We start from the raw sequence: 15061 nt of genomic DNA on the forward strand, positions 1-15061 counted from the left end.
GCTGCCGCTACAAAAACATGCCCGTAACCCATGTAGCGGCAGCCCTTGTGGCTGCCATTCGACGTCTCATCACGGTTCGCGGGGAACTCAAAAACCATACAAAGCGTAACCAGACCTCTCGCTTATTTTGCTTCCTCACATAAATAGCGACACACGGCAAGGCCAAGTCAAAAAGCACCAGGCCGCACACTAGGCACCCACCACGCTATACGCCGCCAGACAGGCTATCGCTTCGATGCCGATTACCCGAGGGAAGCCCGGTGCCGCAGGCTCAACGCCCTGCCCGAGAAACATCGGGAACAACACACGCAGATTAAGGAGTAAGGCTTACAGCCAATGGTGATCTAAACCATATAGCGCATGCCGACGCTTCCTTTCATCCCTATGATTGACCTCATAGTGCCTGTGTCAAAACGTTAAAGAAGTGTCCACGGAAATATGAACCGTGCGATGTATTTGTATCGAACCCATACATCGCCTGCTCATCGTGTTCCCTGCGACCCGAAAACAACGAATACGAATCGTCAAGGGGAAAACAAAATGCCCAAGCACAACAAGCCTTCCACCCCGATTGTCGCCATCGGATAATGGCCAGCCATGAATACGCCTAGGCGCTATTACTGGGTATTTGCCGCGATGTTATTGGCAAGCGCACCCTCCATGGCTGCATCGCCAAAATCCTACGACACGCTCATCAACGAAGCCCGCGCCGGGAATTACGAGCCGGCTCTTGCAATGCTGCGCGAATACACACAGCAGCATCCATCGGATCGCCGCGCCGCTTACGACCATATCATTGTTGCGCAGTGGGCCGGCAAGAACGACGAGGCGTTGAACGTCTATGAAACGCTCGGGCCATCCTCTGCGCAAATGCCGCCGGCCGCCCTGTCGGCCGTTGCGCGCGCCAGCCGCGACACGCGGCGCTGGACTCAGGCGCTGGCGCTTTATCGCCAAGGCAGGCAGCGTTTCCCACAGGACTCCACATTTGCACTGGGCGAAGTCATGGTTCTGGCCGACTCCGGCGAAACCGACCAGGCGATGGCGACCGCTCAGAGCCTGGTTGACGCAGAGCCGGCAAACCCCGCCTACCGCCTTGCGCTGCAGTACGTGTATGAAAGTACGCATTCCCCCTACGACGCACTGCACGAAGCTGACCGCGCCATCACCCTGGCCCCCAAAAACACCTCGGCAATGCGTGGTTATATTCTGGCATTGCAGCGCGCAGGCCTGCCCGAGCCGGCCCTGCGCCTGGCACAGAGCCATCCTGCACTTCTGAACGCCGCCGAACTGCGACGGCTGCAGGGTGACTATGCAGCCGAACTGGCGCGCCTGGCCGACATCCCCACCCGCCAGGAGGCGGAACGGTTTGCAATCGCCGACCGGGCCCTGGCCCAATATGACAAGTTGATTCCCGCCTGGCAGGCGCTGGGGCCCGACGCCCACGACGATCTCGTGCGAGCCCGCATCGACCGGCTCAGGGCATTGAGTGCCCGCATGCGCATGAAAGACGTCGTGAGCGAATACGAAGCCCTGCGTGCCCAGGGTGTCGAGATTCCCGATTACGCTCTGAGCGACGTGGCGACGGCGTATCTTTATTTGCGTCAACCTGAAGCCGCGCGCGATCTCTACCAAAGGGCGGTGGACAGCCCTGCCAATAAAAACAACAGTGCAAACAAGCAGGTTACCGACGAAACCGGGCTGTTCTATTCATTGATGGAAAGCGGATCGTACGACGATGCAAACCGGCAAATGCAAGCAGCGCAAGCTCGCCAAAGCACCTGGCTTTATTTCAAGGGACAGCCCGAGCCCGAACCTAATGAGCAGAAGTTGGCTGCGGAACAAACCGCGATTTTGGGCCGCTACGATGCCAACGACACCGAGGGTGCGCAACAGCGGCTCGCCCGGCTCGTAACGCTGGCCCCCGCCAATATCGGACTGCGCACTTCGCTGGCCGCCGTCGACCGCGGGCGCGACCAGCCGCGCCAGGCCGAGCGGGAGTTGAAAATGGCCGAAACACTGGCTCCGCGCAATCTGGGCGTAGAGTCGGAACAGGGGTTTACGGCCTTGAGCCTGCAGGAATGGCGCCAGGCGGAACAGCTCAGCCGCGATACGCTGGCGCGCAATCCACAAGACCCTGGCATCCGGCGTCTGGCACGCGAATGGGAAGTCCATAATAAAGCGGAACTACGGGTATCGGGCTATCGTGATGTGGCATCGAACAGCCCTGTTGCCGGCAACGGCGATTTCGGATTCGACACCGTGCTGTACTCGGCACCGATCGATTACAACTGGCGCGTATTCGGCGGCGGCGGCTACGCCAGCGGCAACTTCGACGAAGGACGGGCCAACTACCGCTGGTTGCGCACCGGCGTCGAATGGCGCGGCAGAGACCTTACAGTAGAAGCCGAAGCCTCAACCAACAACTACGGTCACGGAATCAAGCCGGGCGTACGCCTGACGGGCACATACGACCTGAACGATCATTGGCAGATTGGCGGATCCGCCGAGATCCTGGCGCGAGCCACGCCCTTGCGTGCATTGATGAACGACATCTCGTCCAACAGCGTGAGCGTCTTTGCGCGCTGGCGGGAAAATGAACAGCGCGAATGGAAAATTGCACTTGCGACGTCGCATTTCACCGACGGCAACAACCGCTATGAACTGGACATAAGCGGGCGCGAACGGCTCTATACGGCGCCGCGCGTCAAGTTGGATCTGGAAATGAATGTGTCCACATCAGGCAATTCAAAACAAGACACCCCTTATTTCAATCCGCGCTCCGACCTGACCGTGCTGCCCACCCTGAATCTGACCCATGTTCTTTATCAGCACTACGACACCGAACTGGAACAAAAGCTCATGCTGGGCGCCGGAACCTATACGCAAAAGGGCTTCGGCACGGGCGCCATCGGGTCTATCGGCTATGGGCTGACCTATCGCAGCAATAAGGTGTTTGAGATCGGCGCCAGCGTAACGGCCATCAGCCGTCCGTATGACGGCGTGCGCGAACGTGACATTCAGTTCGTCCTGAACATGACCTACCGTTTTTAGAGAGATACGATGTTTACCCGATATCCATTCGTACGATCTTTGTGGGGCCTTTTATGCGCACTGGCCCTCATAGCCGGCTGCGCACGCGACATCCCCGTCTACACGCCGCCCGATCAACGCCCGGTGCAAGCCTCCCAATTACCCTGGCCGGCAAACCAATTCCTGACGCTGGCCTATCACGATATCGAAGACAGCGATCCCGACCAGACTTTCGTTGCTGTACGCACCGACCATTTTGTGCAACAGATGGCGTGGCTGCGTGAAAATGGCTATCAACCGGTCTCGGTCGATCAGATCCTGGCAGCCCGGCAAGGCGGCAAGCCGCTTCCCGCCAAAGCCATATTGCTTACCTTTGACGATGGCTTCAGCAGCTTCTACACACGCGCATTCCCGATTCTGAAAGCTTACGGATGGCCTTCCGTTCTGGCGCCCGAAGGCGCCTGGATAGATACGCCGGCAAACCAAAAGGAAGATTTCGGCGGTGTGCCGATCAAGCGTGATCGCATGCTCACCTGGTCGCAGATACGGGAAATGTCGCAATCGGGGCTGGTAGAAATCGGGGCGCACACCGACGCCTTGCATCACGGCATGCTGGCCAATCCACAAGGCAATATGGAGCCTGCCGCGACAATTCGCAGCTATAACCCCGAGACCCATCAATATGAAACCGAAGCTGCCTTCAAGGCTCGGCTCGCGCACGACATAGAACAGATCACACAGAAGGTGCGTCGAGTCACCGGCCGCGCGCCCCGCGTATGGATCTGGCCCTATGGTGAAGCAAGCGGCACCGCATTGACGATCATCGGCGCCCACGGCTACTCGATGGCGTTCACCCTGGACGATGGCGCAAACACGCTTGATCGGCTGATGAGCAGCCCCCGCCTGTTGATAACGCCCGACCCGCCCATCCAGGACTTTGCCAGCGCGGTGGCCCGCAGGGCCGATAGCCCCGTCATCCGGGTGGCGCATGTTGATCTCGATCAGGTCTACGACCCGGATCCCGCACAAACCGAACGCAATCTGGGCAAGCTGGTGCAGCGGATTTCCGATATGCAAATCACCACCGTTTTCCTGCAGGCCTTTGCCGATCCCGCCGGTGATGGGCTGGTGAAATCGGTGTACTTCCCCACTCACGTCCTTCCGATGCGCGCCGACCTGTTCAATCGGGCCGCCTGGCAGCTGCGCACACGTGCGCATGTGGAGATCTACGCCTGGATGCCGGTGCTCAGTTTTGATCTGGATGCCAAACTGGCCCGCGTTACCCGCTGGGTTCCGGCCACTGGCAAGGCCACCGTCGACCCGCGGCAATACCGTCGTTTGTCGCCGTTCGACCCCAATGCGCGCAAACAGATCATTCAACTCTATGAAGACCTGGCTCGTTCGGCAATCTTTGACGGGATCCTGTACCACGACGACGCCACCTTGTCCGATTTCGAGGATGCCGGGCCTCAAGCATTGGCGGCCTACCGCGCGGCAGGGTTGCCCGGCACGATCGAAGCGCTGCGCAGCGATCCGGCAACCCTGCAACGCTGGACACGCTTCAAAAGCCGCACCCTGATCGACTTCACCAACACGCTTACCCAACATGTGCGCGCCATACGAGGCCCAAGAATTAAAACGGCCCGCAATATCTTCGCCATGCCAATACTGAACCCGAAAAGCGAAGCGTGGTTCGCCCAGAACCTGGACGATTTCCTGGCCAACTATGACTGGACCGCACCGATGGCCATGCCTTTGATGGAAAATGTTCCCGCCCGCGAAGCCGACGCATGGCTCGATCATCTGGTCGACACCGTGGCCACCCGCCCCGGCGCTTTGAAGAAAACCGTATTCGAACTGCAAAGCCGCGATTGGCGCGCGCAGCCCGGGAAAATTGATACCGGGCACATCGACTCGGCCCTGCTTGCTCACTGGATGGAACGCCTGCAGTTGCGCGGAGCAGGCAGCTTTGGCTATTACCCCGACGATTTCGCGCAAAATCAACCCAGGCTGGAGATAATCAGGCCGGCGATTTCGACCGCCTGGTACCCGTTCAAATGATCGACCGACTGCTTGCCCTTCTGGTCCTGTGCGTCGTACTTGGCGCGCCTCTTGGCATGGCCATGGCGTTCACCAGCACGATGCTGCTGAATTTCATCTTTTTCTACCCGCTTTTCATGTCCGGGATCTGGATTGCGGGCGGCCTCTGTTTCTGGCTCCACTGGGAGAGGCACTGGACGTGGGGCCCAGGACAGCCGGCTCCGATCCTGCCGGGCAACCCTCTCATCACCATTCTGGTTCCCTGCCACAACGAAGAGGAACATGGCGAAGAAACCCTGCTGGCCGCGCTGGGCCAACGCTATTCGAACATCGAAGTCATTGCCGTCAACGATGGCTCGACCGACAACACAGCCGCCCTGTTCGATGCAATGGCCGCTCGCCACCCGCGGTTGCGGGTCATTCATCTGGCGCAGAACCAGGGTAAAGCCATGGGGCTGTGCATGGGTGCGATGGCGGCGCGCGGCGAATACATCGTTTGCATCGATGGCGATGCATTGCTGGACCCGGACGCCGCCGCCTATCTGGTTGCCCCTCTGGTAAATCATCCGCGCGTGGGTGCTGTGACGGGAAACCCGCGGGTTCGAACCCGCTCCACCCTGATCGGACGCATCCAGGTGGGCGAGTTTTCGTCGATTATCGGCCTGATCAAGCGCACTCAACGCCTTTACGGCCAGGTGTTCAGCGTATCCGGTGTGGTCACGGCCTTTCGGCGCCAGGCGCTTGACCAGGTGGGCTACTGGAGCCTGGACATGATCACTGAAGACATCGACATCACATGGAAACTGCAGCGCGATCAGTGGGAAGTTTTCTATGAGCCACGCGGACTATGCTGGATTCTCATGCCCGAAACACTGCGAGGCTTGTGGAAGCAGCGCTTGCGTTGGGCACAGGGAGGAGCGGAGGTATTCCTGAAAAATCTGGATTGCATCGGGCGTTGGAAAAGCCGCCGCCTGTGGCCCTTGATGTTCGAATTCAGCCTGTCAACCGCCTGGGCCTTTTCCCTGACTCTGTCCATTGTCCTGTGGAGCTTGGGCCAGGTTGTCGAATTGCCTGCGGCAATTCGGGTTACGGCCCTGTTTCCGCCTTCGTTTACGGGCCTGGTATTGGCCCTGGTGTGCCTGTTGCAGTTCGCCATCAGCGTCCTTATCGACCGTCGGTACGAGCCCGGTTTAGTACGTTCGCTGTATTGGATTATTTGGTACCCCTTCGTATATTGGATCATCAGCCTGTGCACGACTTTGTGCAGTTTCCCCAAGGTTGCGCTGCGTATCCGCCGCCAACGCGCACGCTGGACCAGTCCCGATCGCGGCATCAAGGAATTGAGGAAATCATGATTATCAATACACGCTGTTCCCTCTTTGCAATGATTATCGACGCCCTGATGACGGCCGTTGGCTGGGTCGGCTTCTATTATCTGCTGAGCCAAGGCTTCCCGACGTTAAGCGCAAGCCCGCTTGATGTGGTGCAAGCACCGCTGCCGACGCCGTGGCTGCCGACGCTCCTCACCCTATCCATTTACCTCACCGTTGCCGCATTCAACGCGCTCTTGCTAATGCTCTGGGTGCGATATCACAAATTGTTTTTCATCAAGCTGAGGCGCCATGGGACGCCGTCAAATCTGAACGATAATGCAGTAGCGTCCAGTTTCATGTTGTCATGTAATTTGTTGCACAAGCTGCAAGACAGCCGCGTTTCGGTGATCCATCATAATGCCCGCGGCGATATCGCCCGCCTTGAGCTCGACGAGCTCCTGCAGCCGCCCAGCAATTGCGAAATCTTTGAACTCACGCGCGCAGCCTAAGGGCTGGCGTTGCGGTTTCGATTTGCGGCGATCGTGGCAGCCACAAGGGCTGCCGCTACATGATTCCTGCGGGTGATGGTCGTATTTGGCTCGTGGAATTTTGGCAGCCACAAGGGCTGCCACTACATGATTGACGGGTACGTATTTGTAGCGGCACCCCTTGTGGGTGCCATCCAAACGACGATTATGTTTTTGTGGCGGCACCCTTTGTGGGTGCCATCTCACCACGCTTATAAACACCCTCTCATCACGCACCTTGCTGGTGCCCCATCACCGCACCTTCCGCGAGCATTACCTCACCGCGCACCTTACGAGTGCGATCTCACCGCGCATTCATACCGACGGTTTACCTCATCCGGCGGATAAGCAGCGCGCCGGCAGCCTGCATTCCAACCGATGGTCTAGAACGTCCGGCTGGCAAGGGTTTACATCATCTAACCTATTTTTTAAAGCACTTGTCACGCCTAAGATTTGCCTCATCAACCGCGATTTCAAAACGTTAAAACCGTAGCAGTTGTAAGCGAAAGAAATAATACGAGCAGGGGCGAAGCAAACAAAATTCGGTAGTGACCCAGGGCCTGGAACATAACGCATTGCCACATTCCATTTGGCTTGTCCGCAATAAAGAACCTGGAACATGTATTGCAATAGATAAAGGAAGAACAAGGTGCAATTGACGATAAAAAAATTGAGCGCACTGATATTTCTTATTGTGACTCCAGTTGCGTACTCAAAATCCTTGCCGCCTGCCGCCGACAGCCAAAGCCTGGACCACGGAAGCCTCAGCGACGAGCCCCTGGCCGGTGTGGTCATCAACCGAACCGTCACGGTTCTGGGCTGGGATTTTTATCAGAATTTTGCGGCGATATGGCGGGCCAAGTTTGCGGACAGCCGATATACGGTTTCAGTGCATGAGCGGCCCACGGCCCAGTTTGGCAGCGAAATGTGGGTTGAGTACAAGCAGAAACGCATGTTTCACGCGTTCCTGGCACCGGCCAGATCCGCCACAAAGCCCGTAGCGGCTGCGGCGGTGGATATGGTTTACAAAAATATCATCGATAGCAATGTTCAAAGTTTGTTGTTTACCGATGTGGACTTAGCACCTGAGGAGATGTAAATGAAAAACACAAGGATGTCCACGCAAATCAAATCCGGCTTGCGCGTGTCCATGGTGCTTCTGGCATGGGCCGCTTGCGGATCTGCATACGCCACAGAAATGGTCTATGTTCCCCTGAACCCGTCGTTCGGCGGCAACCCGCTCAATGGCCCCAATCTTCTGAACACGGCCCAGGCAACCAACACGCACACCGATCCGAATGCGCCCGACCTGAGTGCGCTTGGGGCGGCAACGCAACAAACCCCCTTGCAACAGTTCAACGATACGTTGCAGCGCTCGATTCTCAGCAGCGTGGCAGCGTCGGCCACTTCGTCGATCATCGGCCCTAACGGCACGCTGCACCCCGGCACAATCCAGACGGGCAACTTCACCATCAGCGTTGTGGATGCGGGCGGCGGGCTGCTGACGATCACCACCACCGACAAAACCACCGGCGCTCAGACTTCCTTTCAGGTGGGGCAATGAACGCGCCGCGCAGGTCCCGCGCCCTAGGGCTTCGCAGGCGATCCAGCCTGGTGTGCACGGCTGCCCTGGCAACAGTATTGCTGGGCGCGTGTGCCGCGCCACGTACACCTTCGCAGGTAATGGATGCCGCGCAACTCACGCCCGCCACACCATCCACAAGCGATTTGCTCAAGCTTCCTTTACCGGCGAAAAAAACCGTGGTGGCCGTTTACGGCTTCCGGGATCAGACAGGGCAATACAAGCCCAGCCCCGACAGCTCTTTTTCAACCTCGGTGACACAAGGCGCGGCCTCCATGCTGATCAAGGCGCTCAACGATTCGCACTGGTTCATACCGGTCGAGCGCGAAGGCCTGCAAGAACTTCTGACCGAACGCCGGATCATTCGCGCCGAAGCGCCGCCGGTGCCCAAGGGAGCGCCGCCGATCAACAACGTACCTGCTTTGATGCCGGCGTCGATCATGATTGGCGGAGGCATCGTCGCCTATGAAAGCAATGTGCGTACCGGCGGGGCAGGCGCCAATTTCCTGGGTATAGGGTTATCGACGCAATACCGGGTCGATCAGGTCACGATAAACCTGCGCACCATCAACGTTGACACGGGCCAGATACTGGAAAGCGTCTCCACGACCAAGACTATCTTTTCCTATGAAATCAATCCAAGCGTATTCAAGTTTGTCAATTTCAAGGATTTGCTGCAAATCGAAGCCGGCGTCACCAACAACGAACCCGGACAACTTTGCGTGAAAGAAGCCATTGAAGCGGCCGTTTTGCATTTGACAGTGCAAGGCCTGAAAGACCACACCTGGGCGCTGAAAAATCCTAATGATTGGAACTCGCCCGTTATTCAGCACTACGTGAATGCGGAAAGAAACTATGCGATAGCGGCGATGAAACCCGCCAACACCGCGCCCAGTGTCACCCCTCAGCCAACCCCCTGAGCGGACGACCCACCCGAAATACACAAATTGACCATTTGGAGAACGCCATGATCGATTCAATACGCTCACGATACGGTGGAAGCGAACCCCGTCGATACGGGCACGCCCTGCTGCTCGCATTGGCCTTGACGGCTCTGGGAACTCAGGCCGGGTACTGCCTCGACACCGATCTGGGCGCCCCGCCCGAACTGACCCTGGGCGATTCCACTGCAAGCATATTTCAGATTGGACGGCAAAACACCGCCGGCGTGCAACAGCAAGGGTCATTGAACACGGCGCGACTCAGCCAGGCGGGGTCCGACAACGGGATCAGCGCCGCGCAACAAGGCAACGGCAACTCGGCGTTCCTGACCCAGGCTGGCGCGGAAAACCTGATCAGCCTCGCCCAATACGGGAATGCCAACTATGCCTCGGCGGCGCAATTCGGTTACGCCAACACCGCGGCCGTGGCGCAATTCAACAATGCGGGCGATGCGCGAATCGCCCAGGTCGGCAATCTGGATTCCGCCACCGTCATCACGCTATCGGCAGGGGCTCCGCCCGTGAAACTTAACCAGTACGGCAACGGAGCCGTTGCAAAAGTTATCCAGTACTAAAGACCGCTGGGTTGGGCTGCACGTTTCAGGTCTTAATTTTGAGGAGAATCACAATGAAAACCAGTCTTTCCGCACTTGCTCTAGGTATTGCTGTCGCATTTGGGGCTCCGGCCATGGCAAGCAATACTGCAACCGTCGGTCAAACCGGCTATAACAACGACGCTAGCATTACGCAAGCGTATAACGATTCGGGGATGTCTTCGATTAGCCAAAACGGCACCTACAACATCGCCAAATCCAACCAGCAAGGCAACGACAGTGCGACCAGCCACATTACTCAAAGCGATTACAACAATTTCGCCGACGTAGACCAGACGCATAATTGGTCGGCCGATTCAACGGTCATGCAGGATGGCACGTACAACATCGCCAAGGTTAAACAATGGGACGGTTGCGACCTCTCGTCGACGGTGAGCCAGACGGGGTATAACAACTACGCCAATGTCAGCCAGACAGGCTGGCACCAAACCGCAACAGCAACCCAGGTCGGTACCTATAACGTCGCCAACATTTCGCAAAAATAATGAATCGACGCTAGCAACAGACGGCAAGCGTGCGGGCGGGTATTTTTTACCTGCCCGTGCGGCCCTCTTTAGTAGTAAGCAGTTATTCCAGGAGAACAAAATGGTCGCGGATACCAACTTACAGGTTTGGCTGGAAACCAATGCCAACACAACGCCAAGCATTGTCGTGCCTTATGTGCAAAGTTCGGAAGAAAAAAAGATTCACTACGAACTGCACGCCATTAAAAAAGGCCGGGCCGGCACGTCGGAAGTAAGCCAGAGCGGCATCGTCCGGGTTCTTGCCAAGATGCCGACGGCCCTGTCGGGAATGGCATTGAGCGCCAGCAAGGATGACACTTGCCAAATCGTACTCATTCTGGCCGAAGGCGGCGTGCCTGTCGGCAACTACCATTTTGATTGCCCAAGATAGGCCTAAAAAGAAACCATCAGACGCAAACATGCCGTCAACATGAAAACCGAATAAATTGTTCCCGATGTAATAGAGTATGTACTCAAGAAGAAGGAATTGACAAATGAAAATCGCTAAAATTATCATGCTAACCGTATAAAATCGCTACGATAATGCCAAAAACAAGAACATAGCTTACTCATACACAACACGTTAATTAAACCTGAAAGTATCGGCGTTCATCTGGCCACGATTAATTGGGACGAATGCAGAAAACATATTGCGATGCAATGTTGTATTGATTAACCTTTGACGATTTTCGAACCACTCGACGCGACAATGCCAAAAACCCAATGATTTTTGGGGCCTCGAAGGCTCCGAAACTTGAATAAAAACCGTATAACGGAAGAATTAAAATGATCAAAATCATTGTAATTGAACCGCAACACTTGCTTCGGCTTGGAATCATGCAGGTTCTGGCTGCCATAGAACCTGACGCTCAAATCGAAGGAGTCGACTACAGCTTCACCGCGCATGAGGCACCGGCCGACCGGGAAGTGGACCTGGCCGTCGTTTCCGTCTCATCGGCACAGGAAATGACCGGGTTGGTACAAGCCGCAAAACGCGTATATTCCCCCAAATGGACTCTGCTATTGTCCGATACCGCAACAGCACCGAACTGCTTGCTGGATTTTCCAGCCGTTATCGCGGGGTGCATCAACAAACACGCGTCTCCCGAGGTGCTGGCTGCATCCATCAAATTGATCTTGTTGGGAGGGAGCTGTTTTCCGGCGCCAACCAAAAGCGACGCATTCACGCCCATGAGCAACAGTGCGGCGGTGGCGCCGCCCATGATGCTGCAGACCGACCTCAATCCCGCCGCCCAATTCGTCCCGTCAGATCCGGCCTGCAAACCCATTTATATTCCGGCCCAGATCCGCTCGGAAAACAAGCCGTCAACGATGACAAATGCCGAGGCAAAGATGCTGAACATCACTCAGCGTCAATACGAAGTATTGGTGCTCCTGGCGCGAGGCTATCCCATCAAAACCGTCAGCCGGCACCTGAATATTTCGGTAGCAACGGCCAAGGCGCACACTGAAACGCTGTATCAGCGCCTGGACGTACACAATAGAAACGAGGCTGTATACGCCGCTATCTCTCGTGGCGCGTCGCTAGGCTGGACGCACACGGAAGCCGACGGCCATGCGCAGGCGGCATAGGCGCGCCTATGCCGCGGCGCCGCTGGCCAGCATTGCGTCGATATCGGCCGCGTTCAAGCCTGCCTCACCAAGGATTTCCCGGGTGTGCTCGCCCAATTTTGGCGCACTGCGGCGTATGCTCAGTGGAGTTTTAGAGTACGAACCGATAGGCGCAGGAGTGCGAATCGCACCTTCGCTGGGATGCTGCAAATCAACCAGTTGGCCTACCGCTTGCATGTGCGGATCATCGATAAGATCGTCCACGCTATACAAAGGCGACACCGGAATATCAGCCTGCGTAAAACCCTCCAGCCAATATTCGCTGGTGTGGCCGATCAGGGTTTCGGCGACAAACCGGTAGACCTCGGCAATATGTTCACCCCGGGCCGTGTGGTTGGCAAACACCGGGTCATTGGCCAGTTCGGGTCTGCCGATCAGGTCAAAAAATGAGCGCCACTGCTTGTCGTTATAGATCAACAGGCACACGTAGCCATCCGAGGTTGCATAAGGCCGACGGTTTTCCGTCAGCATGCGTGCGTAGCCCGACGGCCCGATCGGCGGCTTAAAGGTCTGCCCTCCCAAATGATCGCCCAGCACCAGTTGCGACATGGCCTCGAACATGGGCACTTCAATTTGCTGGCCCACGCCCGAGGATCGGGCTTGCAGCACGCCGGCCAGCATGGCGATGGCAACGTGCATGCCCACGACACGATCGGCCAGCGCCAGAGGCGCGTAGCGCGGTACTTCGCCCGAGCTCTGTTGATATAAAGAAGCCAGGCCTGTCATGCCCTGAATCAGATCATCGTAAGCGGGTTTTCCGGCATAAGGCCCGCGCCCGCCAAAACCGTACGCCCCGACATATACCAGCTTCGGATTGACGCGCTCCACATCGGCATAAGCCAAACCCAGGCGAGCCATCGCTTGCGGCCGCGTGTTGTACAGCAATACGTCGGCCGTTTTGGCCAATTCCAGGCAAGCATGACGCCCTTGGGGCGTTTTCAAATCCACCACCGCCGAGCGCTTGTTGCGGTTCAGATGCAAATAAATAGCACCCATGCCCGGATTACGCATCGGGCCCGCCGCACGCATATTGTCGCCCGAAGGCGATTCAATCTTGACCACATCGGCCCCGAGATCACCCAGAATCTGCGTGGCAAAAGGCCCCATGATCACCGAGCTTAAATCCAGAACCCGTATTCCCGCCAAAGGGCCTGTGTTCGAAACAGCCATTGTTTTATCTCCCGTAGCCAATCCGCAAAACGTTGTTATCTGACCACCCTGGCCGGATTTTCTTCATAAGGGGGTGAATAGATTACCAGCACACGAGCGGGTTCGTCGCTGGTAACCGTGAATACGTGTTTTTCGTCGGCCGCAAAATAACAGCAATCGCCCGGTTCCAACTCGCCGCGCTCGCCGTTGAACTCTACCACCGCACTGCCGGACAACAGATAGCAAACCTGCTCGATGCCGGGATGCGCATGAGGCAAGGCGCCCTGGTTTTTTTCAATCACCCCCAGCAACACCTCGACATGCCGGGAACCCACTGTTTCCGGGCCGATAAGCCGACGGTTCAGGGTACCGGTGTGATTGGCCGGATGGTAACCCGGCACTTCGTTTTCTTTAACAATCCAGCGAGGGTGAGTCATGACGGGTTTCCTATGTATCCGAACCGAGCGTCAAACTCCGCTCAGGCCAGCTCTCCAGCGCAGCCAGCGTTTGAATGATACATCGGTCGACGCACGTCAAGCCGATTAAGCCGCCTGTCAGAGCGGCTTCAGTATAGTAGCCGGGCTGCCGAACGTAGCAGCCCGGCCGTCCACGCTAATTACAAAGGAGATCGTTTTGCGTACTTTCAAATTAGGAACATGCGCCCTGCTTGTCGGCACCGCGCTCGTTGCGCTACCAGCATGTGCCGCCGGCACCTGGCCCGATCACACCATCGTATTCGTAGCGCCGTTTTCCCCTGGCGGAGCCAATGACCTGGTCGCGCGCATCTTCGCCAAAGAAGTCAGCAAGGAACTCAAACAATCGGTCATTGTCGAAAACCGTCCCGGCGCAGGCGGCGTGGTGGGGGCTGCGCATGTCGCTCATAGCAAACCCGACGGCTATACCTACCTCGTGGGCGCAAACGGCACTATCACCAATAGTCTGATCCGCGCCACCCAGCCCTACAAGGATGCGCAGTTGACGCCTGTCGCCCTGATGGGCGTGGCGCCATCGGTTATCGTCACCAACGCGTCGAACCCGGCGAACAATCTTAAAGAATTCGTGGAAAACGCCAAAAAGAATCACGTCAACCGCATTACTTTCGCGGTGGCCGGCGTGGGTAGCACACCCGATTTCGTGGGTGAAATGATGAAAGAAGAAACCGGGCTACCGATGCAGGCGATCCCTTACAAAAGCGGCTCCGAAGACGTCAATGCGGTGATGGGCAATCAGGTGGACGCCACCTCGGAGGCCAGCATCGTCACATTGCCGCTCGTCAAGGCCGGCAAGCTCAAGGCGCTGGCGACAACCTGGGGAGGGAAACTGGCGAGCGCTCCCAATATTAAAACCACGGCTGAAGAAGGCTATCCGAACATCCGGATTGGTCACTGGGAAGGGCTTTTCGCTCCTACTGGTACACCCGCAACCGTGCTCGATAAAATGAATGCGGCGATACAAAAGGCGGCAAAATCCAAAGAAGTGCTTGATGCCCTGGACAAAAGCAGCATCGAGCCTGGCAGGGGCACCCGTGCGGAATTCATCAAATTTACTCAGGATGAGCGCGCGAGGCTGGGTAAAGTCGTGGCCAAAGGCCACATGAAGGCGAGCTAATCGCCGGAAATTTGCGCGGCTTTCGTTTTTTTAGATGGATGGCAGCCACAAGGGCTGCCGCTACATGAACGACGGATTCGTTTTTGTAGCGGCAGCCCTTGTGGCTGCCATTTTCGATTCTG

Annotated in this window: 14 protein-coding genes; 12 read left to right on the plus strand and 2 right to left on the minus strand. The window is 57.0% G+C overall.

Translation table 11 applies throughout. The features are described from left to right. Positions 1 to 597 precede the first annotated feature (597 nt). The 11 genes from pgaA (at position 598) to EDC26_RS04265 (ending at position 12143) form a co-directional block, all read left to right on the plus strand. A complete protein-coding gene (pgaA, locus tag EDC26_RS04215) occupies positions 598 to 3051 on the plus strand; it encodes a poly-beta-1,6 N-acetyl-D-glucosamine export porin PgaA (RefSeq protein ID WP_132579995.1) in 2454 nt (817 codons plus the stop codon). A gap of 9 nt (positions 3052 to 3060) precedes the next feature. Then, positions 3061 to 5091, plus strand: coding sequence for a poly-beta-1,6-N-acetyl-D-glucosamine N-deacetylase PgaB (gene pgaB / locus EDC26_RS04220; protein WP_132579996.1), 2031 nt, complete (start codon positions 3061 to 3063; stop codon positions 5089 to 5091). Then, on the plus strand, positions 5088 to 6425 hold the full coding sequence (gene pgaC / locus EDC26_RS04225) for a poly-beta-1,6-N-acetyl-D-glucosamine synthase (protein WP_132579997.1): 1338 nt from the start codon (positions 5088 to 5090) through the stop codon (positions 6423 to 6425). The genes pgaB and pgaC overlap by 4 nt, the downstream gene beginning before the upstream one ends. Continuing rightward, positions 6422 to 6892 carry a poly-beta-1,6-N-acetyl-D-glucosamine biosynthesis protein PgaD gene (gene pgaD / locus EDC26_RS04230; protein WP_132579998.1) on the plus strand — a complete coding sequence of 157 codons (471 nt, stop codon included), beginning with the start codon at positions 6422 to 6424 and terminating at the stop codon, positions 6890 to 6892. The genes pgaC and pgaD overlap by 4 nt, the downstream gene beginning before the upstream one ends. Before the next feature lie 667 nt (positions 6893 to 7559). Beyond that, positions 7560 to 8009, plus strand: a complete 450-nt coding sequence (locus EDC26_RS04235; RefSeq protein WP_132579999.1) for a curli production assembly/transport protein CsgE — start codon at positions 7560 to 7562, stop codon at positions 8007 to 8009. After that, the gene (locus EDC26_RS04240) at positions 8010 to 8474 is read left to right on the plus strand and encodes a curli assembly protein CsgF (protein WP_243700771.1); all 465 of its coding nucleotides are present in this window, start codon (positions 8010 to 8012) and stop codon (positions 8472 to 8474) included. It begins immediately after the preceding gene. Further along, positions 8471 to 9412 carry a CsgG/HfaB family protein gene (locus tag EDC26_RS04245; protein WP_132580000.1) on the plus strand — a complete coding sequence of 314 codons (942 nt, stop codon included), beginning with the start codon at positions 8471 to 8473 and terminating at the stop codon, positions 9410 to 9412. The genes EDC26_RS04240 and EDC26_RS04245 overlap by 4 nt, the downstream gene beginning before the upstream one ends. 47 nt (positions 9413 to 9459) lie before the next feature. Next, positions 9460 to 10008 (plus strand): hypothetical protein, encoded by a 549-nt coding sequence (locus EDC26_RS04250; RefSeq protein WP_132580001.1) that lies wholly within the window; start codon positions 9460 to 9462, stop codon positions 10006 to 10008. Between the two features lie 53 nt (positions 10009 to 10061). Then, the gene (locus tag EDC26_RS04255) at positions 10062 to 10532 is read left to right on the plus strand and encodes a hypothetical protein (protein WP_132580002.1); all 471 of its coding nucleotides are present in this window, start codon (positions 10062 to 10064) and stop codon (positions 10530 to 10532) included. 100 nt (positions 10533 to 10632) lie between these two features. Further along, positions 10633 to 10941: a curli-like amyloid fiber formation chaperone CsgH gene (csgH, locus tag EDC26_RS20070; RefSeq protein WP_165930903.1), complete on the plus strand. Its 309-nt coding sequence runs from the start codon at positions 10633 to 10635 to the stop codon at positions 10939 to 10941. Positions 10942 to 11336: 395 nt separating this feature from the next. Then, positions 11337 to 12143 carry a response regulator transcription factor gene (locus EDC26_RS04265; RefSeq protein ID WP_132580004.1) on the plus strand — a complete coding sequence of 269 codons (807 nt, stop codon included), beginning with the start codon at positions 11337 to 11339 and terminating at the stop codon, positions 12141 to 12143. Between the two features lie 6 nt (positions 12144 to 12149). Here EDC26_RS04265 and EDC26_RS04270 read toward each other — a convergent pair whose 3' ends face one another. Next, a complete protein-coding gene (locus tag EDC26_RS04270) occupies positions 12150 to 13352 on the minus strand; it encodes a CaiB/BaiF CoA transferase family protein (protein WP_132580005.1) in 1203 nt (400 codons plus the stop codon). 35 nt (positions 13353 to 13387) lie between these two features. Next, entirely contained in the window at positions 13388 to 13768 is a 381-nt protein-coding gene (locus EDC26_RS04275) for a cupin domain-containing protein (RefSeq protein WP_132580006.1), read from the minus strand. A 196-nt stretch (positions 13769 to 13964) separates the two neighbouring features. Between EDC26_RS04275 and EDC26_RS04280 the strand changes: the two genes are divergently transcribed. Then, entirely contained in the window at positions 13965 to 14939 is a 975-nt protein-coding gene (locus tag EDC26_RS04280) for a Bug family tripartite tricarboxylate transporter substrate binding protein (protein WP_165930904.1), read from the plus strand. Positions 14940 to 15061 lie beyond the last annotated feature (122 nt).

This window comes from Paralcaligenes ureilyticus (genome assembly GCF_004346225.1).
Taxonomy (GTDB): Bacteria; Pseudomonadota; Gammaproteobacteria; order Burkholderiales; family Burkholderiaceae_B; genus Paralcaligenes; species Paralcaligenes ureilyticus.